This is a genomic window from Rhizobium sp. rho-13.1 (genome assembly GCF_007000305.1).
Classification (GTDB): Bacteria; Pseudomonadota; Alphaproteobacteria; order Rhizobiales; family Rhizobiaceae; genus Rhizobium; species Rhizobium rhododendri.
In genome coordinates this window covers 1-21673 of the sequence record NZ_SCFL01000018.1, presented here as the reverse complement: position 1 = coordinate 21673, position 21673 = coordinate 1, and the positions used below count along the sequence as shown (strand labels likewise).

The following is a 21673-nucleotide window of genomic DNA, read 5'->3' as shown; positions in this document are numbered from 1 at the left end:
TGTCGCCAACAGGCTTCATTCGGACCTTTTTGCCCTAAACATGCCGACCGCGCGGCGAATGAGCGCCGTCAGGCCGTCCGGCTCCTTGATCAGCAGGACGATGATGATGACGCCAAAGACGATGCGCTGCAGGTTTGTCAGGGCGCCTTGGTCACCGATGAAGGACAGGTGGGCTGCCAGGACGACGCGATCGAGCAGGATCGGCGTCAGGACAATGAAGGCGGCGCCGAGGAAGTTGCCGAAGATGGTCGCAACGCCTCCGATCAGGACGATGAACAGGATCTGGAAGGACTTGTCGAGACTGAAGGTGTGGGCGTCCGACGTACCGAGATAAGCGAATGCCCAGAGAATGCCGGTGATGCCAAGAAAGAAGGAACTGATAGCATAGGCTTGCAGCTTGCGCCGCGCGACCTTGATCCCGAGCACCGATGCCGCCGTCTCCATGTCGCGGATAGCCATCCATTCGCGCCCCAGGCGGCTCCGGACGATGAGCAGGGCGAGACCGACCAAAAGGGTCGTGACGCCGGTGGCCAGCAAATAACGGCCCAGCGGCGTTTGCAGGTCGTAGTTAAACAGGGTCAGACGCGGCGCCGAAATAGTCAGCGACTGACTGTCGTTGGAGAACCAGCTGAAGTTGCTGAACAGCCATTCGAAAAGGAACTGCGCACCCAGCGTTGAAGCGCTAAGATAGAAACCCTTGATGCGCAACGCAGGCAGGCCGAAGACAACGCCGGCAAGTGCAGCAACGAGCCCCGAGGCCAAGAGGACGACTGGCAGCGGCATGCCAGGAACTCTCAGGATGAAATTGTACGCGGAAAAGGCGCCGATGGCCATGAAGGCGGCAGAGCCAAGCGACACCAGCCCTGTATAGCCCTGCAGAAGATTGAGGCCGATGCCGGCAAGTCCCATGACGACCGTCGGGATGATGATGGAACTCAACCAATAGTCATTGGCGATTGCCGGTATGAGTCCGAAAACGACGGCTAGGCCGGCGGCGATCAGGAGGTATCGCGCATTGGGCGCAATACGCCCACTGGTGGGAAGGCTTGTATATTGAAATGCGGTCATCATCACACCCTTTCGATTTCGCGCTCGCCGAACAAGCCTGAGGGCCGAACGAGGAGGAAGGCGATGGCGAGAATGTAGGCGAACCAGGAGGAGACACTGCCGTTGACTAGCGGGCCTATGTAGATGTCGGCCAGCGCCTCGCTGGCGCCGACGATCAGACCGCCCGCAATAGCTCCCGGGATTGACGAAAAGCCGCCGATAATAAGTACCGGTAGCGCCTTTAGCGTAATGAGGGACAGCGAATACTGAACCCCTTGGCGTGCGCCCCAAAGTAAGCCGGCGACAAGGGCGACGATTCCTGCAACGCTCCAGACGATCCGCCAAATAGCGGGCAAGCGGATGCCGATCGATTGCGCTGCCAGCGTATCGTCGGCGACAGCCCGCAGCGAGATCCCCATGAGGGTCTTATTGAACACCAAGGCCAGCACTGCCACCAATGCAACGACGATGAACGACGCGACGATGTCAAACTGGCTGATGAGGATGCCGCCGTAACTCTCGGCGATATCCTCGACACCGATGTCGAGCATATGGACGTCGGTGCCCATAAAGAACTGCGAGGCGCCGTCAACCACGAAGCTCAGACCAAGCGTCGCCATGAACAACGTCAACGGATCACGGTTGCGCAAGGGTCGCAGAACCGTCGCCTCAATCAGGACAGCCGCAGCTATCATCAGCGCGACCGTCAGCACGAATGCGATCCAGAAATTTACCCCATGTTCGACAAGCGTGACAAAGGCAAGGGCGGCGAGGAACACCATCGATCCCTGGGCATAATTGAACACGCCGGAGGCCTTGTAAATCAGCACGAAACCGATGGCGACGAGCGCGTACATTAGCCCCGCAAACAGTCCGGTGACCAAGGTTTCAAAGAAAAAGGACATGCGCTCTCCTCAATGAACCGTGCCGAGATAGGCCGCGATGACGTCTGGATCGGCGCGCACTTCAGCAGGAAGGCCGTCGGCGATCTTGCGGCCGTAGTCTAGAACGACGACATGATGAGCAAGGTCGAGCACGATGCCGACATCGTGCTCGATCAGCACGACGGTCGTCCCGAAGGTCCGGTTGACCTCCGCAATGATCCTGCTCATCTCATGCTTTTCCTCTTGGTTCATGCCGGCCATCGGCTCGTCGAGGAGAAGAAGTTTGGGATCAGCAACGAGGGCACGACCAAGGTCGACCCGCTTCTGCAAGCCGTAGGGCAGGGTCGAGACGATGGTCTCGGCATGCCGCTCGAGGCCGAGGAAGGCTAGTATACTTTCGGCGCGGGCAAGGAATGTCCGCCGCTCCTCCCAATCGCGCCCGATGCGTAGGATGTTCTCGACAAAACTTGCCTTGCCATGCCGTGAAAGACCGGCCAACACGTTCTCGCGGACCGAAAGCCTACGAAAGAGAGCATTATGCTGAAAGGTTCGCCCGATGCCGAGACGCGCGGCCTTTTGCGGCCGGATTGCCTCGAAGCGCAGGCCGTCAAAGACGACGTCGCCTGAATCGGCATGATAGACTCCGTTGATCACGTTTAGCAGCGAACTTTTACCTGCGCCGTTCGGCCCGATCAGGGCGCAGATTTCCCCCGGCTGCACCGAGAAGCTAAGGGCGCTGATCGCAGTAACGCCCTTGAAGGAAAGTGAGACGTGATGCAGTTCCAGAAGCGCCGACATTACAAGCCCGCAGTTCTAAGCTGTTGCGTTGCCGCCCGTTCAGTCTGGCGGCGCTTGAAAGCCTCGATGTCGCGATATGCGTCTGCGGGATGAGATTTGGCAAGATATGGACCTTCGCCGAACAGTTTTTCCCGCAACGTTCCCGGCCGGTACGCGGTTGGATAGACCCCGCGCTTCTGCAATTCCGGTACGAGCAGATCGACGGCCTGCTCGAAGCTTTCGGGCGTTACCGCGTAGGCAAGATTGTAGCCATCGACATCGGTCTCTTCCGACCACTCCTGCAGGATGTCGGCGATAGTCGACGGCGAACCCACGAAGACTGGCCCAACACCGCCGATGCCGCCCCAGCGGGCGAGTTCCTCCACGGTCCACGCCTTGTCCTTGCCAGCGAAATGCTCGACCATCGAAACGATCGCATTGGTTTCGACCTTCTTCAAAGCATCGGTCGGCGCGTACTGGCCAAAATCGATGCCGCTCCAGCCTGACATGAACACCAGCGAACCGTCATAAGAGCTATGGGCCTGGTATTCCTCGAAGCGCTTTCGTGCCTTCTCGTCCGTCTCGTCGATGATCAGCGTTGAGAGATTGTAGATCAGTACCTTGCGTGGATCGCGACCGGCATCGGCAGCCCGCTGGCGGATCTCGGCGACATAGGCTTTGAGCAATGATTTGGTCGGCGCGCCAACGAAGACGCATTCCGCGTGTGCTGCGGCGAAAGCCTTGCCCGGCCCTGAGGCGCCAGCCTGGTACAGGACGGGCGTACGCTGCGGCGAGGGCTCGCTCAGATGATAGCCCGGGACATCGAAGTATTTGCCTTTGTGGCCAATCTCGTGCACTTTGCTGGGGTCGGTGAAGATGCCGCGAACCGCATCGCGCTGAACTGCGCCTTCCTCCCAGCTGCCCTCGAACAGCTTGTATAGGACCTCAACATATTCGGCAGCGATTTCATAGCGGTTGTCATGCCCCTTCAGACCAAGCTGGCCAATATTCTTCGCACCGCTTTCAAGATACGAGGTCACGATGTTCCAGCCAATGCGCCCCTTAGTGTGGTGATCGGCCGTCGCGAGGCGGCGCGCGAAGGTGTAGGGATGTTCGAACGATGTCGATGCGGTGATGCCGATGCCCAGGTGTTCGGTCGCAAGCGCGATGGGTGCCGCCAACTGCAGAGGATCGTTGACTGGAATCTGTGCCGCCTGCTCAATGGCGTGATAGTTCGAACCCTTATAAACGTCATAATAACCGATCACGTCGGCAATGAAGATGCCATCGAAGATTCCCCGCTCAAGTGTTCTAGCCAAGTCCTGCCAGTAATCTAAGTCTTTGTATTTCCAGGACCTATCACGCGGGTGTTTCCATAGGCCGGGAGACTGATGTCCGACGCAGTTCATATCAAAGGCATTGAAGCGAATTGAACGCGACATGGCGGCTCCGGCTGCTCGTTTTACTGAACGAGAATCTAATCGGCCGCTTTCCAAATGCATAGTTAGTATATATTTTTAATAGAGTACTTCGTAGAATTTTTTTCTCCTTTTGCGCTGCCGGAGGTCATCTCTGACACTTGGTCAGCCGTGAGCTCGAATTATTTTCCATTGACTATAATCCTTCCACACATTGGCTAGCGAGCGCTTCAAGCCCGCTATAATCCAATCAACCATCGCCACTCATGCGGTTGATCGAGAAGCTTTCGTTCGGCGTCGGTTTGAAATTTAAGGGCCTCGCTGCGCTGTAGATTGCCACCATCTGGTAAAGCGGCCCAGTGGGGATGCCCTTGGCGATCCAGTTCGAGACTTTTTTGCGAGTCGGCGAGGCGGCGCTTGTCGTCTGAGGACGAGCCAGCCTTGTTGACCAGGCTGCCGATTTCCGGCCTTTTCGCGACTGTCCAGCTGCTGCCGGGGTGGAACAATGAGGAGAGGGCGTCGTCGGCATGCGCAGGAGAACGCGCTGATGGCGAGGGTGGGGCCATCTGCCGTCCCCTTCTGGATAAGCTGCAGAAAGGCGGGGTGTCGACCTGAACCATATCGGCATCGAAACCTAGGTCCTGCAATTCCTGCAGGATAGCTTCAGCAACGCGTTGGTCGAAGAACGCGCCAGTCGTCAGGTGTAATTTTAGGGGTTTGCCGGCTGCGGCGATCAGCGCCGTGGCTCTGTCGAGATCGTATTCAAGGCCCGAAACACTGTCGCTCCAGTCGAAATGCGCCGGAGTCACCATCTGCGCAAGCGGCTTGTTGAGGCCGTCGAGAATACCTTGTGTTATGCCGTCCTTGTCGATGGCATAGACCGGCGCTGACGCAGCGCCGAATTGTCGAATGGCGGCTTCTTTGAATTGATGCGGATACGGAAGCGTTGCGCCGAAGACAGTGCGCGCAGGCGAATTTTTCGGGCTCAGGTTCAAGGTTAGGCGTTCATTTCTTCAATCTACTAACTCTATCGACAATATTGGTATGTGGCGGCCGACCGGGCTGTATCTGGCACCCGCAAGCCGCAGATACCACGTCGACGATAGGATCATTCAAATGCTCAATAGACAGAAGGGGATCAGCATGAAGCCAAAATTTTTTGGACATTTGACACTGCGTCTCGCCACTCTTTTCGAGCGTGGACAGCGGCAGAAATTGCGCACCCCTGAGGTGTTTCCAGAGCACGAGCGCGAGCGCCCGACCAGTGAATACGAGATGTACTATTGGGGATTCAGCCCTGCACCGTGGTATTGAGGCCCATATATGAGCTATGTCATTGGATACACTTGGCATTTGCAGCTTATTCAGCCGGTCGATCTGAGGCGCAGCTTAGCGCGCTGCGCTGACGGGGGCGGTCGTCTTCGCATTCCTGTTCCTGTTCGCATTTGTCGCGGGACTGGTCTGAGGGGAGCTCAACGAGCAGGACCAGGGATTGTTCGCGTCCCAGAATCCTCTTGAGGGAGAAAATCAGGTCATGACCGCAGTCCTAATCTTGCCGGGGCTATTCGGATCGGATGAGGCACACTGGCAGCAGCATTGGTTGCGGGACCAGCCTGACAGCCTATGCGTCGTTCAGGATGATTTCAACAATCCGAGGCTCAGTGATTGGATGCTGCGTCTGGAAGAGGCGCTCGATGCTGTCGGCGAGGCTTATATCGTTGCCCACAGCCTTGGCTGCCTGCTCGCCGCACACCTCGCCGGGAGAGGCGCCGCCAGACAGGTCAAGGCCGCGCTGCTCGTCGCGCCCTGTGATCTAGAGCCGACCCACACTCTTCACCCCGGGAAAGTCCTCTTCGGCGACATGCCGATGGGGCAATTGCCTTTTCCCACTAAAGTCGTTGGCAGCCTCAACGACCGCTACATGTCGCTCGACCGCCTGACGCTGGTCGGCCGTTGCTGGGGCGCAGAGATAAAGAATATCGGTAACGCCGGACACATCAACACGGCCAGTGGCTTTGGTCGATGGAGCGGCGGTTATCAGCTGCTTGAAGGTATGAAGTCACGCACCCGCCGTCGCAGGTCAGTGGCCGAACTGCCGACGTGCCCGGTTCGGTGACGTCGGCGATGTCCGACTGGTAACACACTGATCACGATCGACTTGCGGTCATCTGACACGCTGCAGATTGTAACGACATATTCAGAAGCGCCAGGATTTCGCGTCTTTTAGCTTCAAAGGCGGGGGCTGTCCTGTCTCGCTTTCTTGGCAGCTGGATCGCAACCTCATCGAGTATCTGACCAGGACGTGGGCGCATGACAACGACCCGGTCTGCCAACGCTACTGCCTCCTCGATGTCGTGAGTAACGAGGATCAGCGTCGGCCGCGTATCATCCCAGATATCGAGAAGATGGTCTTGCAGATCTATTCGGGTAAATGCGTCCAAGGCCGAAAACGGCTCATCGAGAAGCAGGACTTTTGGGCGGGTCACCAAGGCACGCGCAATCGCCACACGTTGCGCTTGACCACCCGAAAGCTCCTTCGACCACCGCGCCGCATAGGATGAGAGGCCGACCTTCTCCAGCGCCTCATTTACAAGGCCAACCCGGTTGATAGCGGTTTGTTTCGGCAATCCAAAGCCCACATTGCCCGCCACCGTCAACCACGGCAGCAGCCTCGGCTCCTGGAAAATCAGATTGATGCGAGGGTGCGGTTCCAAAATCGTTTCTGCGCCCAGCATCACACGGCCACGGCTTGGGTGATCAAGGCCGCTAACTAGACGCAGCAGCGTGCTCTTGCCGCAGCCGGAGCCGCCGATCACGGCGACGATCTCGCCGGGTCTCACCCGCAGTGAAACTCCCTCAAGAGCGTGCATGCCGCCGGCGAATGTTTTTGAAAGACCCTGCAACGACAACATCAGCTCTGCCCCCGGTTGAAAGTGTCCTGCCAGCGAAGCAAAGGGGCGGTGGCCAAGACCAGCAAGCTGTCGGTTGCCTTGCCGATAATTGCAAAACAGACAATAGCCGCCATGATCTGCGCCGGTTTCCCCAATTGCTGGCCGTCGACGAGCAGGTAGCCAAGTCCTTCGGAAGCGCCCATGAACTCTGCGGCGACAACGAACATCCAGCCAAGTCCAAGACCAGCCCGCAATGCAATCACGTAGGCAGGAAACACCGCTGGCAGCAAAATGCGCCCGACCATCGCAAAACCTGACAGCCGAAAGATGCGACCGACCTCAACGATCTTGCGATCGACCGACTGCAGCGCGCCGGAAAAGCCAAGATAGACAGGAAAGAACACGCCGACGGCAATCAGCGCGATTTTTGATGTCTCGAAGATACCGAGCCAAAGGATGAACAAGGGCACCCAGGCGACTGAGGGGATGGCCCTTAACGCCTGCAGGGTCGGATCGAGCAACTGGCGAGCCAGCGGAAAATAGCCCGTCAGCGCGCCGGCAATGGTGCCAGCCACGGTTCCGATACAGAATCCCAGCAGGACGCGAAGCGTCGTGATCCACACATGTGTCAGCAACTCGCCACTCTGCAACAGTGCCCAGATTGTCTTCATCACCATCGACGGCGGCGGCATCAACCGTCCACCCATCCAGCCGAGATCGACAGCCACTTCCCAGAAAATGAGTAGACCAGCGGGAATGATAATTGCCTTGGCAATGCGCACGGAAAAAGCCGCGAGCGCCCGTCGTTTGCGGGCGCTCGCGGCTTGCTTATCGATAGTCTGCCTGACTTCGGCTGCATCCGTCATGGAGTGAACCGTAACCCTACCGAGTATCTGTGACGGCAAAGTCCGTATCGATTAGTTCACCTGCCACCTTCTCGACATCCGCCCCTGCCTGTATGACTCCGGCCTTCTGTAATGCCTTTCCAGCCGCGACAACGGTTTCCCTCTGGGCTGTACCGATGGTCGGCTTGGTGAGGTCGGTGCGCTCGAGTTGCTTGTCGATCACGTTTTCCGGTAGCTTCGCTGCCTCGACCAGCGCCGCCTTGAGCGCTTCAGGGTGCTTTAGGGCATCTTGGCGTGCCCGCTCGTATACCGCAATCACGCGCTTCACGATGTCTGGATGCTCTGCAGCGAACGTCTCCGTGGTGTTCAGCACGCCCCAGGTATTGTTCTCGGGCTTGCGGAAAAAGAGCTTCGCGCCCTCTTCGACCTCGGCCGATGCCATCAGGGGGTCGAGGCCCGCCCAGGCGTCAACATCGCCACGCAATAGGGCGAGCTTACCGTCGGCATGTTGCAGCAGCACAAGCTTGACATCCTTTTCTGTCAACCCGGCATCTGCCAGCGCGCGCACGAGGAATATGTGTGGATCGGTGCCACGCGTGACTGCGATGGATTTGCCCCTGAGGTCGGCTACAGACTTGATCGGGCTGTCTGCACGGGTGACTAGAGCCGTCCACTCAGGCCGCGAAAAAACATATATCGATTTGACCGGATTGCCGTTGACACGGGCAATCAGCGCCGCGGCGCCGGCTGTCGAGCCGAAATCGATCGAGCTCGCATTAAGGAATTCCAACGCCTTGTTGGATCCGGCCGACTGCACCCAGGTGATCTTGATGCCGTCATTCTTGAACTCCTTTTCCAGCAAGCCCTCCTTCTTGAGAAGCAGGCTTACCGGATTGTAGGTAGCCCAGTCGATGCGGATCTCTGAAAGCTGGGCCGCCCCTGCAGACCCGGCGACCATGCCGACGGCGACTGCAACTCCCAAGAATGTAGCTCTGATCGTCGACATCATCTGGGGCTGCCTCTTGTTTTTGATTTGACGAAAAAATTGTCTTATCGCAATCGTAAGAGAAGGCACCCCGATGCGGGACGCAGATTTCTCTCATTCGGCTGCCTCAACAGGAATAATTTTTCGAGAATAGCTGTGCCGACGGCAGTGGACATCCCGAGCGGTGGGGATAGGCCAACTGATGTCTAGGCCGCGTGCCGCATTCACGGCGACAATGCCACGGGCAAGTGCTGGCCGATGTCGCAGTTGTATACCGAACGAGCCGCGAGACAGGGTCTGCGGATGGGATCGGAGACAAGTTGCAAGGAAAGATGATCTTACGCGTCGGTTGTTTTGCATATACCGACAAAAATAGCACACTAATTTAATAGAGAATATTGCGCCTGCAGCCGCATGCCGTACCCTTGAGAGGAATTCACATCAAGGGCTCTCCCATGCGCAACAAGACTACCTTCATGGCCGCAACATTCGCCGGCATCGCATCGCTGCTGTCATCGACTGCCTTTACGGCGGATGTCGCGAAACCGGTACCAGGTGGCACGCTGGTCTATCTCGAGCAGCAGGCCCACACCAATCTCTATCCGCCGGCCGGCGGCTTCTACCCGAACGGCGGCATCCTCAACCAGATCACTGACAAGCTGACCTACCAGAACCCAAAGACGCTGGAGATCGAGCCGTGGATAGCCGATTCCTGGACTGTAAACACCGATGCCACCGAATATGTCTTCAAGCTGCGCAAGGGCGTGACCTTCTCCGACGGCACGCCGCTCGATGCCGACGCGGTGGCCAGGAACTTCGATACTTTTGGACATGGCAACAAGGCACTGAAGCAGCCGGTTTCCGAAGTCATCAACAATTATGACCACAGCGAAGTTATCGATCCGCAAACGGTAAAATTTGTCTTCAAGAAACCGGCGCCCGGCTTCCTGCAGGGGACCTCTGTGATCGGCTCCGGGTTGGTGTCGTTGAAGACGCTAGGCCTGCCCTTCGAGCAACTCGGCGACGCCACGAAAATCATCGGTTCCGGCCCCTTCACGGTCGCAGCCGAGACCATCGGCAAGGATCTGACGCTGACGGCACGCGGCGATTACAACTGGGGTCCTCAGAAGCTCGTGCATCAGGGGCGCGCCTATCTCGATAGCCTCAAATACATAATTACCGGCGAAGACAGCGTTCGCATCGGCGCGCTGCTGTCAGGGCAAGCGGATTTCATCCGCCAATTGCAAGCCTATGACGAAAAGAAGGTCAGCGACCAGAGCTTCCCGATCTATGCCGCGCCGACCCGCGGCGTCAACGACAGCATTGCCTTGCGACCGGAGAACCCGCTGGTGGCCGACGTGCGGGTGCGCCAGGCGCTTCTGCATGCGACCAACAACAAGGAGATCGTCGAGACCCTGTTTTCTGCCAACTACCCGGCTGCCAAATCCGTGATTTCGTCATCCGCCGCGGCCTATGAGGATCTGTCCGATAAGCTATCCTACGACCCGGCGCTGTCGGAAAAACTTCTCGATGAGGCTGGTTGGGCGAAGGGGGGAGACGGCGTTCGCCAGAAGGACAGCAAGCCACTAACGCTGGCCGTCTACGAATCCCTGCCGCAGCCGCAGAACAAGGCTGTGCTGCAGCTCGTGGCGCAGCAGTGGGCAAAGGTCGGTGTCAAGCTGCAAGTGCTGGCCGGCACCTCGGGCAATGTCGTCGTCGACACCGTCAATCCCGATAAAACGCCGCTGGTGGTTGCCGAAGTCGGCCGCGCCGATCCCGATGTGATCAAAAGCCAGTTCTACCTGCTCAACCGCGATGCATTGCTGCAGAAGGGCGGTCTCAACGCCAAGGCGACCTTCGTCGATGCCAAGCTGAACGGACTCCTGGAAAGCGTTGCGTCGGGAACCGACAGCGCCCAACGCTTTGCCGCCTCCAAGGCGGCGCAGGCATATCTGCTCGACCAGGCCTATGTCATCCCGATCTTCGAAGAGCCGCAAGTCTTTGCCAGCGCGCCTTATGTCCGCGGCATTGCCTTTGAATCCGTCGGCCGTCCAAGCTTCTACGACACCTGGCTTGCCGAACACTGAAACATATCTGGCCCGGCCAGACGTCCGGGCCAATGCAGTTGATGAGGTCTGTCATGCCAAGATATATCATGTTGAGAGTAGGGCAGGCGGTGCTGGTACTCTGGGTAAGCTTCACGGTTTCCTTCTTGCTGCTGCAGGCGATGCCTGGAGATGCGGTGCTGATCAAATTTCAGAATCCGGACTATGGCCTCAGCCCCGACCAGCTGGCGGAGCTCCGTACCGCCTACGCTGCTGATGGCTCGATATTGCAGCAATATTTTCGCGCCATAAGCAAGTTTCTGACGGGCGATTTCGGCTATTCGTTCAAGGCCGGCGTTCCGGTCAGCTCCGAGCTTGCCACCAATCTACCGGCCACCCTGTGGCTTGCCGGCCTCGGCTTTGCGACCGCAACGCTGTTTGCCATGGTCATCGCCGTGCTCGCCAACATCGCCGGCTTCGGACGATTGCGCACCCTCATCCAGTCGATCCCGGCGCTTTTCATCTCTGTACCGGCCTTCTGGCTTGGGATCATGCTCATTCACCTGTTTTCGTTTCGCTTCCACCTCGTCCCGGTAATCAACCCCGGCCCCTGGCAGGGTCTGATCCTGCCGGTGCTGACACTTGCCGTGCCGATCTCGGCGCCGATGGCGCAAATCCTGTTGCGAAACATCGATGAGGTCTTGACGCGGCCCTTTGTCTCGGTGGCCCGTGCCAAGGGTGCGTCGCATGCCTGGGTGCTTTGGCGGCATGTCGCCAAAAACGCGGCGCTTCCCGTCATGACCGTCGCTGGCGTACTGTTCGGCGAACTTTTGGCCGGCGCCGTCGTTACCGAGACCGTCTTCGGGCTGAATGGCATCGGCAGCCTGACGGAACAGGCGGTCAATAGTCAGGATGTCGCTGTGCTGCAGGCGATCGTCGTTATCTCCGCCACCGCCTTCGTGGTCATCAACCTCGTCGTTGACCTCTTGTATCCAGTCTTCGACCCGAGGCTGAGAGTTGCTTTTGGAGGGATCCGATGAGCCTTCTCGATGTAGCCGGACATACCGTCGAAACAGCGGAAACCGGCGTTGGCGCAGCTGCGCCAGCACCAGTCCTGCTGCCCGAACATCGACGCTCTCGCGGGTTGATCCGTCGTCTCCAACCGGGCCTGATCCTTGGCATCATCGTTCTTGCCGTCGTCACTTTGTGGGCCATTGTGCCGGGTCTGTTCACGATCTACGACCCCTTTGCCGGCCAGCCGGGCCAGCAGCTCAAGGCACCGAGCGCGCTGCATCTGCTCGGCACAGATTCGCTCGGCCGCGACGTCTACGGTCGCATCGTCTATGGGTCGATCAATTCGCTGTCAGGCGCGCTTGCGGCCGTCTCCATTGGGCTTGTCGTCGGCACGACGATGGGTATTTTCGCCGGCTCGCTCAGCGGCTGGGTTGATGCCACCATCATGCGCTTCGTCGATGTGCTGCTGTCGATCCCGGCGCTGCTGCTTTCGCTGAGCGTCATCGCGCTACTTGGCTTCGGTACGACCAACGCCGCCATCGCCGTCGGCGTCACCTCAATCGCCAGCTTTGCCCGGCTGGTGCGCTCGGAGGTCGTCACCGTCCGCCGCAGCGACTATGTCGAGGCCGCCTTCGGCAGTGGCGGCACTTTCCTACAGGTGCTCTGGCGCCATATCCTGCCGAACTCCCTGACATCCGTCATCGGGTTTACGGCATTGCAGATCGGCTGGGCCATCCTGCAGCTGGCAACGCTTGGCTTCCTCGGTTTCGGCGCACCGCCGCCGACACCCGAATGGGGGCTATTGATCGCCGAGGGGCGAAATTATATCGCGACCGCCTGGTGGCTGACGGCCGCACCCGGCATCGTCGTCGTATTGGTCGTACTCTCTGTCAATCGTGTCAGCCAAGCCATTGGGAGGGCGCGGATATGACCATCGTTCAGACAGTTAACAACGCCGCCTTGCATGCCCTCGACGTCTCCGGCCTAACGGTCGGCTACGAGGACCGGAACGGATGGCGCACCGCTGTTCATGGCATCGATTTTACCGTCGCCGCCGGCGAGGTTGTGGCGCTGGTCGGTGGGTCCGGTTCCGGCAAGAGTTCCACGGCGCAGGCTATCATCGGGCTGCTGCCCTCTAACGGCCGGCTTGAAGGCGGCAGCGTCCGCCTTAATGGCCAGGACATTGCACGATGGCCGCAGAAGCGATTGAACGGTATTCGCGGTTCGGTCGTCAGCCTTATCCCTCAGGACCCGGGCAATGCGCTCAACCCGGTCAAGACAATAGGCCGACAGGTGGCAGAAATCCTCACCATCCACGGCAAGGCCTCGGGTGCGCAGGCCTATAAGCTCGCCATCGAACTGCTGCATCGGGTCGGCCTCAATCAGCCCGAACTTCGCGCCGGGCAATATCCCCACGAACTGTCCGGCGGCATGAAGCAGCGGGTGCTGATCGCCATCGCCATCGCTCTCAAGCCATCGCTGATCATTGCCGATGAGCCGACCAGCGCGCTGGATGTCACAGTGCAGCGGCACATCCTCGAGCTGATCGACAGGCTGCGGCAGGAATCGGGGACGGCGGTGCTGCTTGTCACCCATGACCTCGGGGTCGCCGTCGACCGCGCCGACCGGCTGGTCGTCCTGCAGCACGGCGTCATCCAGGAGCAGGGCCGCACCGCCCAAATTCTGCGGCAGCCGAAAAGCAGCTATACCCGTCAGCTCTTGGCGGATGCGCCGTCTCTTAACATCAGACGAAGGCTCTTTGCGGCCATTGCCGCGCAGCAGACAGACGATACGCAGCCGGCGAACGATCTCTCGAAGGACATCATCGTCGTCGAAAACCTCGTCCAGGAGTTTGGACAGGGCAGGGGTGCGGGTTTTCGGGCTGTCAACGACATTTCGTTCCGCGTCCGGCGCGGCACCACCCATGCCATTGTCGGCGAATCCGGCTCCGGCAAGACCACGACCATCCGCGCCGTCGCCGGCTTCCAGCGCCCGACGACGGGTAGGATCGTCATCGATGGGTTGGAGCTCGCTTCGCTGAAGGGCGAGACGCTGCGGCTTTTTCGCAAGAAAATCCAGCTCGTCTATCAAAACCCGTTCGGCTCGCTCGATCCGCACCAGACGATCCGCCGGATCGTCGAGGAGCCACTTTTGAATTTCGAGCGGATCGCGCCGGCAGAGCGGCTCGACAGAGTTGCGGCGATGGTGGAAGAGGTCGGCCTGCCGGCCGATGTGCTGCAGCGCCAGCCGCGGGCTTTGTCCGGCGGCCAGCGGCAGCGCGTTGCCATTGCCCGGGCGCTGGTCCTCGATCCGCAGATTCTTGTGCTCGACGAAGCTGTGTCCGCCCTCGATGTTACCGTCCAGGCACAGATCCTGACGCTGCTGGAAAAGTTGCAGCAAAATCTCGGCCTCACCTATCTGTTCGTCTCACACGATCTTTCTGTCGTCCGACAAATCGCCGACACCGTCTCCGTGCTCAACAACGGCAGGCTGGTCGAGGATGGCGCGGTGGAAGACGTTTTCGGCAATCCGCAAAACGCCTACACCCGCGAGCTGCTCGAAGCCATTCCGGGCAAGCGCTACCAGCTGTTGACGCGCGCCGCCCTTACCAGTGCAGGATAATCCCATGACCGCTTGCTCTCAGCCAAAGCGCCTTGGCTTCTTCAGCCGCGTACTCGACCAGACGGACGCACAAACCCGCTATCGCCTTGTCGGCGAACAGATCATCCATGCCGAGAAATTCGGCTTCGACAGCGCCTGGTTGGCGCAACACCACTTTAACGGGGAGGAAGGCGGCCTGCCGGCGCCGCTCATTCTGCTCGCCGATATTGCCGCCCGGACCTCGCGCATCCGGCTCGGCACCGGCGTCATCACCCTGCCGATGGAAAATCCCGTGCGGGTGGCCGAAGACACCGCCGTGCTCGATCTCTTGTCAGGTGGTCGGCTGGAGGTCGGCTTTGGCACCGGTGGCACGCCGCAAGCTTTCTTGCCCTTTGGCCTTGAAAGCGCCGAACGCGGACCCGTCTATGCAAGCCACCTCGCCACCATCCGCAATGCCTGGAGCGGCGGCGAGTTGCCGGGGGGCAACAGGCTCTATCCGGGGGCGCCGACCCTCGGGGATCGCGTCTGGCAGGCGACCTTCTCTGTCGGCGGCGGCGAGAGGGCCGGCCGCGATGGCGACGGCCTGATGCTGTCGCGCACCCAACCGCGACCGGAGGAGGCACCGTCTGCAACCCTCTGGGACCTGCAGAACCCGATCATCGACGCCTATCTTGCGGCGTTGCCGACCGGGCGTGCACCCCGCATTCTCGGCTCTCGCAGCCTGTTTGTCGCCGACGACCGGCAAGAGGCGTTGCATCTGGCGGAAATCGGCCTTCAGCGCAGCGTCGAGCGCTTTGTCGCTAGCGGCCATGTCATCGCCGACCGGACGACCGCCGGCCTGATCAAGGCCTTCGACGTGCATGTCGGGACGCCGGATGATGTCATTGCCTCGTTAAAGGCCGACACGGCGCTGTCGCGCGTCACCGATCTTGTCTTCCAGGTGCACTCCGTCGATCCACCACACGCCTATATCCTGCGCTCGCTCGAGCTGATCGCCAGCGAAGTCGCGCCGGCGCTAGGCTGGAGCGGGCAGTCGATTCGACCGCTTGGGCGCCTCAGTGTGGCAACCATGTGATCGCGTTTTCAACAGAAAGGTATTCCCATGACATCGTCAACACCTGACGTCATCGACCTCCTGACCAGAATAAGCTCCGGGTCCAAGATTGATCGCATTCGCAGCGAGCGACCTGAAACACGCGCCAATGCCCAGAAGAGCTATCTAGAGCTGTTCGAGCCAACCGAGCCGGGCGATGTCAGTCGGACTGAGCGCCTGACGGTGGCCGCCTTCGTCGCGGGGCTGCATCGAGCCGATGCGGTGGCGGACTTCTATGCCTCGGGCCTGGCCGAGATTCCTGGCGGCGCGTCGCTTCTCGGCGCCATCAAGGCCGAGGTTGAAAAGGGACGGACGCAAGGGCCTTACGGACGCTTCCCGAGCGGGCCGCTTTCGGCGGAGGACAAGCCGGGGCCGGCCTTCGCCATCTCAGAATTCAACGCCGTGACGCTTGGCAAGACGCTGACGGCAGCGCTGCAGCACAGCCATCTGCTGGTGTTCCGGCCGCGCGAGGCCGGCCCCGCGGCGTTGCAGAGGCTGCTGGATGCCGGCTGGAGCACGACGGCCATCGTCACACTGTCGCAGATCGTCGCCTTCCTGGCCTTCCAGATCCGCGTGGTTGGCGGTCTGACCGCCTTGGCCGCTGCCGGCACCAAGCGACTGGCTGCTCCAAACACGACGGCAACCGTGAACACGTAGGAGACAACTTTGACCGAGACGATCATCCACACCGATATCGACAATCGCCCGAACGCCTTTACCCAGGCCGAGATCGGCTGGACACCCTGGCTTCAGCCATTGGAAGAGGCCGACCTGACCGAACGGCATTGGGCCGGCCTCGTCGATGCGGCCCGCGCGAAATCAAGTTATTTCATGCTGCTTGCCCGTGATCCCGACATCTTGGGCGCCCGCACCAAGGCGGACAAAGACATTTTCTACAACACCAGGTCCGGCTTGCCGCGCGCCGAGCGCGAACTATCCGCCGCCGCCGCATCGCGCTCCAATGGCTGCATCTTCTGCGCCTCGGTGCATGCCCGTTTTGCCTCGCATTTTTCCAGGCGAACGGAGGATGTGCAGCGGCTTCTCGATGAGGGCACCGATGCCGATCTCGGCAGCCGCTGGAATGCCATCGTCGCCGCCTCCGTGGCGCTGACGGCCACGCCCTCCGTTTTTGGAGCTGCCGAAATTGAGCGCTTGCGGACCGAGGGGCTGGACAATCTGGAAATTTCCGACGTCATCCATGGCGCAGCATTCTTCAACTGGGCCAACCGCTTGATGCTGTCGCTCGGAGAGCCAACGCCTGCGGCCTGAAGGGGCTTGCGCGTCCGACCTCTCCCACGATCCTGCCGCAAAGGAAACCAAGCCATGGCTTTTGCCCTCGACCATATCGTCATCGCCGTCAACGATCTGGCGCGGGCCGTTGCGGATTACCGGCTACTCGGCTTCACGGTTTATCCCGGCGGCGTGCATCATGGCGGCGTATCGCATAATGCGCTGGTGGTGTTTGCCGATGGCGCCTATTTCGAGGTCATCGCCTATCATCGGCCCGATCCCGGCAATCCGTGGTGGACGCTGCTTGCTGAGGCCGGCGAGGGCTTTGTCGACTTCGCCCTTGCTCCCGACGACACGCAGGCGGGTATCGCCGCCGCCCGGGCGCGGGGCCTCAGCTTAACAGAGCCCGCCTCCGGCGGACGCGTGCGGCCGGATGGCGTAAGGCTAGATTGGCAGATCGTTCGGCCGGAAACGCGCGACCTGCCCTTCTGGTGCGGCGATGTCACCGCGCGGGATTTGCGCGTGCCTCTAGGCGAGCACCGCAAGCACGCCAACCGCGCTGAGGGCATCGCCGTCGTTCGTGTCGATGTCGCTGACATTGCGGCGAGCGCCGGCCGTTATCGCGCGCTGTTGGGCGACGATGCCGTCACGCGATCCGGCGAGGATATCCGCATCGCCATCGGCACGTCGATTATCGAACTCGTCGGGCCAGACCATGGCGCGGAGCAGGGCCGTCTGCAAACGCGTGGCGAGGGCGTCTCCTCAATCGATCTGCATGGGGGCGTCGCCGCGGATCTCGACATCGGCCGCTCACATCGCGCCGTCCTGCGCATCCGTCCTTAGCGGCGGGTCGTTGCCGGATGATCTAGAGCCGAGGGTTGGCACCCGGTGGTCATCTTTTTCAAGAATTGCGACAGGAGCGGGGCTGCATTTCTTTAGTCTACTCGCTGGATAGACTAATTTGACAGAACCGTTTCCGCGGAGACATCCACGTCTGACATGGAGAACGCTATGAGCGTCCTGCGCTATTTCGGTCGCCTTCGGTCTTGCCGCGACAGTCTGGAAGACAGGCTGAATCTGCACGAGGCGCGCCGCTGCTTTGGAAGTGACGATTGCGAGGACGGCACCACCGACGAGCTGCTAGCGCAGATTTCCGAACTGGACGGCAGCTTGTCTTCTCTGCGCTATCGGCGGCGTCGTTAACGCACGGCCGATGCCTGCGCGACGAGCGCAGCGTGGTCGGCGTCGCCGATGATGCGCCCCTTCTCCATCGTTATGGCCTGGTCATATGTCCGATGACGCCGGGATCATGGCTGACCAGCGTCATGTCATGCGATACCGCGAGATCGTTGAGCAGGTCGAGAATGCCGGCCTGGACGGACGCATTCAGCGCCGAGGTCGGCTCATCGAGCAGCAGCAATGACCTCATTGCAACAGTATCTCGCTACTTCGATCCTGGCACCCAATGCAGGAAAAATAGCCCTCTTCGGCGACCTCTGCCAATGAATTGCAAAGCCGCACGAGATCGTCAAGTGGGCGAAACTCGCGCATCTTGAGCCAGCTTCCTGATGGTGACCTACTCTCTTTTGTTCCGCGGAGGTTTCGACTGACAGGAGCGTCAGCTCTTGCCTTTCCAGGGCACGAGCCATGCCTCCAAGGCACGCATCACCAGCGTAAAGGCAAACGCGCAAGCGGCGATGATGCCGATGCCGACGAATACCACATCCGTTGCCAGAAATTGCGAGGCCGACATGATCATGAACCCAATTCCGCGGGTTGCCGCGATCAATTCGGCCGCCACAAGCGTTCCCCAGCCGACGCCGAGCGCGATGCGGATGCCCGTCAGGATTTCCGGCAATGCCGAGGGCAAAACGATGTCGAAAAACAGGTTCCAGCGGCTGGCGCCCAGCGACAGCGCAGCGTTGACCCGCTCGATCGGTAGGGACCGCACACCGGCCTGGGCAGACAGGCAGATTGGCGCGAACATCGCCAGAACCAGCAGGGTGATCTTAGACGTCTCGCCAATGCCGAGCCAGATGATCATCAGCGGCAGGTAGGCGAGTGGCGGCAGCGGCCAGTAGAATTCGATGGGCGTGTCGAGTACGCCCTTGGCCCAGCGGTTCAATCCCATGGCCAGCCCGACGGGCACGCCGAAAAGACAGGCAACGAACGCGGCAGAGAGAATTCGAAACAGGCTGGCCGAGACATGCTCCCAGAGTGATGCGCCAGCATAGCCGTCATTGTAGACGGCGACTGCCTGCTTCACGACTTCTTCCGGCGTCGGCAGAAAGAGATGGGCGACGAGCCCAGATTTCGCCACGCCCCACCAGGCGGCCAAGAGCAAAATACCGGTGATGATGCTGATCGGTGCAGTCGATCGCTCGCCTATGCCGAAGGTGCGCATCTTGACGAGGCGATGGGTCGCCTCCGCCTCGGGATGGAGAATGCTCGCTGCTTCTGTCAGTTCGGTCATTCGGCAGCGCTCCTGACGTCGTCGGTGCTGTGGATGATGGTGCGGATCTCTTCGCGCAGATCGGCAAATTTGGACGATGTCTTGATCGCCCGCGCATCGCCACTTTTGGCAAGATCCTTGACGAAATCGAGGCTGAATCTAGCGACGACCCGGCCTGGGCGCGGCGACATGACGATCAGTTCTGTGCCAAGGAACAGCGCCTCCTCGATCGAATGGGTGATGAAGAAGATGCGCTTTCGCGTCCGGTGCCAGATCGACACCAGAAGCTCCTGCATTTGCTCGCGCGTCAGACTGTCGAGCGCGCCGAACGGCTCGTCCATGAGCAGGATATCCGGCTCCGTCGCCAGTGCCCGGGCGATGCCGACGCGCTGGCGCATTCCACCGGAGAGCTCATGAGGCAGGGCGTTGCCGAACTCGCCGAGACCAACCAGCTGCAGCAGCTCCTGCGATTTCTCGCGGCGCTCGAATTTTCCGGCGCCCGCAAATTTCAGCCCCAGGCCAACATTGTCGAGGACCGACTTCCAGGGCAGGAGCGTATCTTTCTGAAACACGACGCCACGGTCGGCACCGGGCTTTTCGATCGGCCGGCCGTCCAGCGTTATCTTGCCTTCCGACAGCGGCAGAAATCCGGCGATGGCATGCAGCAAGGTCGACTTGCCACAGCCGGAAGCACCCAGTGCAACGACGAAACCCTGGTCGGGGATGTCGAGAGACACCCGGTCCAGAGCATGCACAGTGCGGCCATCCCGCGCTTTGAAATAGACGGAGGCGCGTTCGACTTTCAGCATATGTGAAATCCAATTCGTTTCCCGCGCTGCGAATAACGACAGCGCGGGACAGCTGCTATCAGTTACTCGGCGCGACGACGGCGTCCGGCGTGACGAAGGCGGCGTAGCTTGGCAGGACGTCCGAGACCTTGCCCTGGTCCTTAAGGAACGTTGCTGTATCCTTGAGGATTTTGGCCGCACCGGACTTCTCACCACCGCCGAGCCAGGCATCGGAAGCCTGAACTTCAGGTGTCAGTAATGTCAGGTTCTTCAGTGCGGCAGATTGCTGTTCCGCCGTGCCGCCGAGCTGCTTGGCCAGCAGCTTGGCGTTGTCGCTGTCCGGCCCCCAAGCGGGCTTGTCGTTGGCGAAGGAAGCATAGGAGGCGTTGATAACGCCGGCAAAGTTTTTCAGGAAACCGGGGTTCTTGTCGGCGAAGTCGGTAGCGGCGACCCAGGCGGAGAAGGTCGGCGCTCCTTTGTCGGCAACCTCCTTGGAGGTGATAAGCACCTTGCCGTTCTTTTTCAGTTCAGTCAGCGCTGGATCCCAAACGAAGCCGCCATCGATATCACCGCGCGCGAAACCCGCAACGATCTGCGGCTGGGGAATGGCGAAGACCTGAACGTCCTTTTCGGTCAGGCCGAGGCTCTTGATGAGAGCGAGAAGCTGGTAGTGGTCAGTCGAGACCGGAGCGGCCGCCAGCTTCTTGCCTTTCAGATCCGCTAGCGTATTGATCCCAGAGCCATTGCGCACGACAAGCGCTTCGTCGATGCCCGAAATCGACGAGAGGTAGAAGGCCTTGACGGCCAGGCCGCGCGAAGTCGCCGCTGCAAAGGGGCTGGAACCGACATAGCCGACCTGCACGTCACCGGAGGCGATGGCGGCAAAGATATCGGCGCCAGAATTGAATTTACGGAAATCGATGTCATAGCCGGTCGCCTTGGCAAAGGCGCCGTTAGCGATGCCGACCGACGACGGCAAGGCATCCGTCTGATAGCCAACGACGACTTTTTTGTCGGCCGCACTGGCTCCGAAGGCAGCAACCAGTGTCATTGCGCCGAACAAGCTGGCAAGCAGTCCCTTGTGGAGTTTCATTGTCCCGTCCCTACCCATGTGGCGCACGTCGCCGTTTCTTGAGCCGTCGCCTTTCGTGACGCCGGCGACTATAGGCTAAGCAGGGGCTTTGAGCTTTCACAGTTCAAATATACTAAAATTCAAGATGAGTTGGGAAATAGCTTCCTGTCAAAGCTGCATCCGGCATCTTTACACGCAGGGGGATGCGGATGACTGCTTGACGACGTCGGCTGTTAGCCGACAGATCGAATCTGTTCTTTCGTCAAACCTAAGTGGTGTTCGCAGATGACAGCCGGCTATGGATTAGGCTTTCGACGGCGGGGTCCGCTTTGCGGTGCCCTGCGGTGACAACTCCGGTCGCCCCACGCTGTCGGGGCAGCTTTCGTTGGGGCGTCGACTATGAGACGACGCCAGGACTCGCAATCGGGGTCACTATGCACTATGACTTATACGTCTTCTTTGGATGTTGCGACCTTAGTCGTGCTGATCTGTCGGGAGTTGAGTGAATGCTTGAACGGGTCGAGCGAAAGG

General features: G+C 60.0%; 23 protein-coding genes. 11 read left to right on the top strand and 12 right to left on the bottom strand.

Annotation, left to right across the window (positions count from 1 at the left end; genetic code table 11):
* Window positions 1–15: 15 nt before the first annotated feature.
* From EQW76_RS24780 to EQW76_RS24760, 5 genes are all read right to left on the bottom strand, one after another.
* Entirely contained in the window at window positions 16–1068 is a 1053-nt protein-coding gene (locus tag EQW76_RS24780; protein ID WP_224128293.1) for a branched-chain amino acid ABC transporter permease, read from the bottom strand.
* A 2-nt stretch (window positions 1069–1070) separates the two neighbouring features.
* A complete protein-coding gene (locus EQW76_RS24775; RefSeq protein WP_143123327.1) occupies window positions 1071–1952 on the bottom strand; it encodes a branched-chain amino acid ABC transporter permease in 882 nt (293 codons plus the stop codon).
* A gap of 9 nt (window positions 1953–1961) precedes the next feature.
* Complete coding sequence (locus EQW76_RS24770; RefSeq protein ID WP_142831675.1) at window positions 1962–2729, bottom strand: ABC transporter ATP-binding protein; 768 nt, start codon at window positions 2727–2729, stop codon at window positions 1962–1964.
* Window positions 2729–4150 (bottom strand): LLM class flavin-dependent oxidoreductase, encoded by a 1422-nt coding sequence (locus EQW76_RS24765; RefSeq protein WP_143123331.1) that lies wholly within the window; start codon window positions 4148–4150, stop codon window positions 2729–2731. Before EQW76_RS24765 ends, EQW76_RS24770 begins: the two co-directional genes overlap by 1 nt.
* Before the next feature lie 215 nt (window positions 4151–4365).
* Window positions 4366–5121 (bottom strand): ABC transporter substrate-binding protein, encoded by a 756-nt coding sequence (locus EQW76_RS24760; RefSeq protein ID WP_244615510.1) that lies wholly within the window; start codon window positions 5119–5121, stop codon window positions 4366–4368.
* 148 nt (window positions 5122–5269) lie between these two features.
* Here EQW76_RS24760 and EQW76_RS29090 point away from each other — a divergent pair, with 148 nt between their 5' ends.
* Together EQW76_RS29090 and EQW76_RS24755 are read left to right on the top strand one after the other, a co-directional pair.
* Window positions 5270–5440 carry a hypothetical protein gene (locus EQW76_RS29090; protein ID WP_153816604.1) on the top strand — a complete coding sequence of 57 codons (171 nt, stop codon included), beginning with the start codon at window positions 5270–5272 and terminating at the stop codon, window positions 5438–5440.
* A 220-nt stretch (window positions 5441–5660) separates the two neighbouring features.
* A complete protein-coding gene (locus EQW76_RS24755) occupies window positions 5661–6242 on the top strand; it encodes an alpha/beta fold hydrolase (RefSeq protein WP_142831697.1) in 582 nt (193 codons plus the stop codon).
* Window positions 6243–6273: 31 nt separating this feature from the next.
* Here EQW76_RS24755 and EQW76_RS24750 read toward each other — a convergent pair whose 3' ends face one another.
* From EQW76_RS24750 to EQW76_RS24740, 3 genes are read right to left on the bottom strand one after another with little or no spacing between them, the layout of a single operon-like run.
* Window positions 6274–7038 (bottom strand): ABC transporter ATP-binding protein, encoded by a 765-nt coding sequence (locus tag EQW76_RS24750; RefSeq protein ID WP_142831677.1) that lies wholly within the window; start codon window positions 7036–7038, stop codon window positions 6274–6276.
* Window positions 7038–7883: an ABC transporter permease gene (locus tag EQW76_RS24745; RefSeq protein ID WP_142831678.1), complete on the bottom strand. Its 846-nt coding sequence runs from the start codon at window positions 7881–7883 to the stop codon at window positions 7038–7040. Before EQW76_RS24745 ends, EQW76_RS24750 begins: the two co-directional genes overlap by 1 nt.
* 16 nt (window positions 7884–7899) lie before the next feature.
* The gene (locus EQW76_RS24740) at window positions 7900–8868 is read right to left on the bottom strand and encodes an aliphatic sulfonate ABC transporter substrate-binding protein (protein ID WP_142831679.1); all 969 of its coding nucleotides are present in this window, start codon (window positions 8866–8868) and stop codon (window positions 7900–7902) included.
* Between the two features lie 455 nt (window positions 8869–9323).
* Between EQW76_RS24740 and EQW76_RS24735 the strand changes: the two genes are divergently transcribed.
* The 9 genes from EQW76_RS24735 to EQW76_RS24695 all read left to right on the top strand — a co-directional run bounded on the left by EQW76_RS24735 (window position 9324) and on the right by EQW76_RS24695 (window position 18033).
* Entirely contained in the window at window positions 9324–10934 is a 1611-nt protein-coding gene (locus EQW76_RS24735; RefSeq protein ID WP_162854787.1) for a TIGR04028 family ABC transporter substrate-binding protein, read from the top strand.
* 53 nt (window positions 10935–10987) lie between these two features.
* Complete coding sequence (locus EQW76_RS24730) at window positions 10988–11932, top strand: ABC transporter permease (RefSeq protein ID WP_142831681.1); 945 nt, start codon at window positions 10988–10990, stop codon at window positions 11930–11932.
* Window positions 11929–12837, top strand: a complete 909-nt coding sequence (locus EQW76_RS24725) for an ABC transporter permease (protein WP_142831682.1) — start codon at window positions 11929–11931, stop codon at window positions 12835–12837. Before EQW76_RS24730 ends, EQW76_RS24725 begins: the two co-directional genes overlap by 4 nt.
* On the top strand, window positions 12834–14528 hold the full coding sequence (locus tag EQW76_RS24720; RefSeq protein WP_142831683.1) for an ABC transporter ATP-binding protein: 1695 nt from the start codon (window positions 12834–12836) through the stop codon (window positions 14526–14528). The genes EQW76_RS24725 and EQW76_RS24720 overlap by 4 nt, the downstream gene beginning before the upstream one ends.
* A 4-nt stretch (window positions 14529–14532) precedes the next feature.
* Window positions 14533–15582 carry a putative FMN-dependent luciferase-like monooxygenase gene (locus EQW76_RS24715; RefSeq protein WP_142831684.1) on the top strand — a complete coding sequence of 350 codons (1050 nt, stop codon included), beginning with the start codon at window positions 14533–14535 and terminating at the stop codon, window positions 15580–15582.
* Window positions 15583–15609: 27 nt separating this feature from the next.
* On the top strand, window positions 15610–16257 hold the full coding sequence (locus tag EQW76_RS24710) for a CMD domain protein (RefSeq protein ID WP_142831685.1): 648 nt from the start codon (window positions 15610–15612) through the stop codon (window positions 16255–16257).
* A 9-nt stretch (window positions 16258–16266) separates the two neighbouring features.
* On the top strand, window positions 16267–16869 hold the full coding sequence (locus EQW76_RS24705) for an alkylhydroperoxidase domain protein (RefSeq protein ID WP_142831686.1): 603 nt from the start codon (window positions 16267–16269) through the stop codon (window positions 16867–16869).
* A 54-nt stretch (window positions 16870–16923) separates the two neighbouring features.
* The gene (locus EQW76_RS24700; RefSeq protein WP_142831687.1) at window positions 16924–17673 is read left to right on the top strand and encodes a VOC family protein; all 750 of its coding nucleotides are present in this window, start codon (window positions 16924–16926) and stop codon (window positions 17671–17673) included.
* 168 nt (window positions 17674–17841) lie between these two features.
* Complete coding sequence (locus EQW76_RS24695) at window positions 17842–18033, top strand: hypothetical protein (RefSeq protein ID WP_142831688.1); 192 nt, start codon at window positions 17842–17844, stop codon at window positions 18031–18033.
* Between the two features lie 70 nt (window positions 18034–18103).
* Here the strand turns inward: EQW76_RS24695 and EQW76_RS24690 are convergent, their stop codons facing one another.
* The 4 genes from EQW76_RS24690 to tauA all read right to left on the bottom strand — a co-directional run bounded on the left by EQW76_RS24690 (window position 18104) and on the right by tauA (window position 21163).
* Window positions 18104–18259, bottom strand: coding sequence for a hypothetical protein (locus tag EQW76_RS24690; protein WP_219259082.1), 156 nt, complete (start codon window positions 18257–18259; stop codon window positions 18104–18106).
* 189 nt (window positions 18260–18448) lie between these two features.
* A complete protein-coding gene (locus EQW76_RS24685) occupies window positions 18449–19303 on the bottom strand; it encodes an ABC transporter permease subunit (RefSeq protein ID WP_142831689.1) in 855 nt (284 codons plus the stop codon).
* Window positions 19300–20091, bottom strand: a complete 792-nt coding sequence (locus EQW76_RS24680; RefSeq protein ID WP_142831690.1) for an ABC transporter ATP-binding protein — start codon at window positions 20089–20091, stop codon at window positions 19300–19302. The genes EQW76_RS24685 and EQW76_RS24680 overlap by 4 nt, the downstream gene beginning before the upstream one ends.
* Window positions 20092–20149: 58 nt before the next feature.
* A complete protein-coding gene (gene tauA / locus EQW76_RS24675; protein WP_142831691.1) occupies window positions 20150–21163 on the bottom strand; it encodes a taurine ABC transporter substrate-binding protein in 1014 nt (337 codons plus the stop codon).
* Window positions 21164–21673 lie beyond the last annotated feature (510 nt).

Coding starts and splice junctions, on each gene's coding strand:
- EQW76_RS24780 (WP_224128293.1), bottom strand. CDS start 1,068: ATGACCGCATTTCAATATACAAGCCTTCCCACCAGTGGGCGTATTGCG.
- EQW76_RS24775 (WP_143123327.1), bottom strand. CDS start 1,952: ATGTCCTTTTTCTTTGAAACCTTGGTCACCGGACTGTTTGCGGGGCTA.
- EQW76_RS24770 (WP_142831675.1), bottom strand. CDS start 2,729: ATGTCGGCGCTTCTGGAACTGCATCACGTCTCACTTTCCTTCAAGGGC.
- EQW76_RS24765 (WP_143123331.1), bottom strand. CDS start 4,150: ATGTCGCGTTCAATTCGCTTCAATGCCTTTGATATGAACTGCGTCGGA.
- EQW76_RS29090 (WP_153816604.1), top strand. CDS start 5,270: ATGAAGCCAAAATTTTTTGGACATTTGACACTGCGTCTCGCCACTCTT.
- EQW76_RS24755 (WP_142831697.1), top strand. CDS start 5,661: ATGACCGCAGTCCTAATCTTGCCGGGGCTATTCGGATCGGATGAGGCA.
- EQW76_RS24750 (WP_142831677.1), bottom strand. CDS start 7,038: ATGTTGTCGTTGCAGGGTCTTTCAAAAACATTCGCCGGCGGCATGCAC.
- EQW76_RS24745 (WP_142831678.1), bottom strand. CDS start 7,883: ATGACGGATGCAGCCGAAGTCAGGCAGACTATCGATAAGCAAGCCGCG.
- EQW76_RS24740 (WP_142831679.1), bottom strand. CDS start 8,868: ATGTCGACGATCAGAGCTACATTCTTGGGAGTTGCAGTCGCCGTCGGC.
- EQW76_RS24735 (WP_162854787.1), top strand. CDS start 9,324: ATGGCCGCAACATTCGCCGGCATCGCATCGCTGCTGTCATCGACTGCC.
- EQW76_RS24730 (WP_142831681.1), top strand. CDS start 10,988: ATGCCAAGATATATCATGTTGAGAGTAGGGCAGGCGGTGCTGGTACTC.
- EQW76_RS24725 (WP_142831682.1), top strand. CDS start 11,929: ATGAGCCTTCTCGATGTAGCCGGACATACCGTCGAAACAGCGGAAACC.
- EQW76_RS24720 (WP_142831683.1), top strand. CDS start 12,834: ATGACCATCGTTCAGACAGTTAACAACGCCGCCTTGCATGCCCTCGAC.
- EQW76_RS24715 (WP_142831684.1), top strand. CDS start 14,533: ATGACCGCTTGCTCTCAGCCAAAGCGCCTTGGCTTCTTCAGCCGCGTA.
- EQW76_RS24710 (WP_142831685.1), top strand. CDS start 15,610: ATGACATCGTCAACACCTGACGTCATCGACCTCCTGACCAGAATAAGC.
- EQW76_RS24700 (WP_142831687.1), top strand. CDS start 16,924: ATGGCTTTTGCCCTCGACCATATCGTCATCGCCGTCAACGATCTGGCG.
- EQW76_RS24695 (WP_142831688.1), top strand. CDS start 17,842: ATGAGCGTCCTGCGCTATTTCGGTCGCCTTCGGTCTTGCCGCGACAGT.
- EQW76_RS24690 (WP_219259082.1), bottom strand. CDS start 18,259: ATGAGGTCATTGCTGCTGCTCGATGAGCCGACCTCGGCGCTGAATGCG.
- EQW76_RS24685 (WP_142831689.1), bottom strand. CDS start 19,303: ATGACCGAACTGACAGAAGCAGCGAGCATTCTCCATCCCGAGGCGGAG.
- EQW76_RS24680 (WP_142831690.1), bottom strand. CDS start 20,091: ATGCTGAAAGTCGAACGCGCCTCCGTCTATTTCAAAGCGCGGGATGGC.
- tauA (WP_142831691.1), bottom strand. CDS start 21,163: ATGAAACTCCACAAGGGACTGCTTGCCAGCTTGTTCGGCGCAATGACA.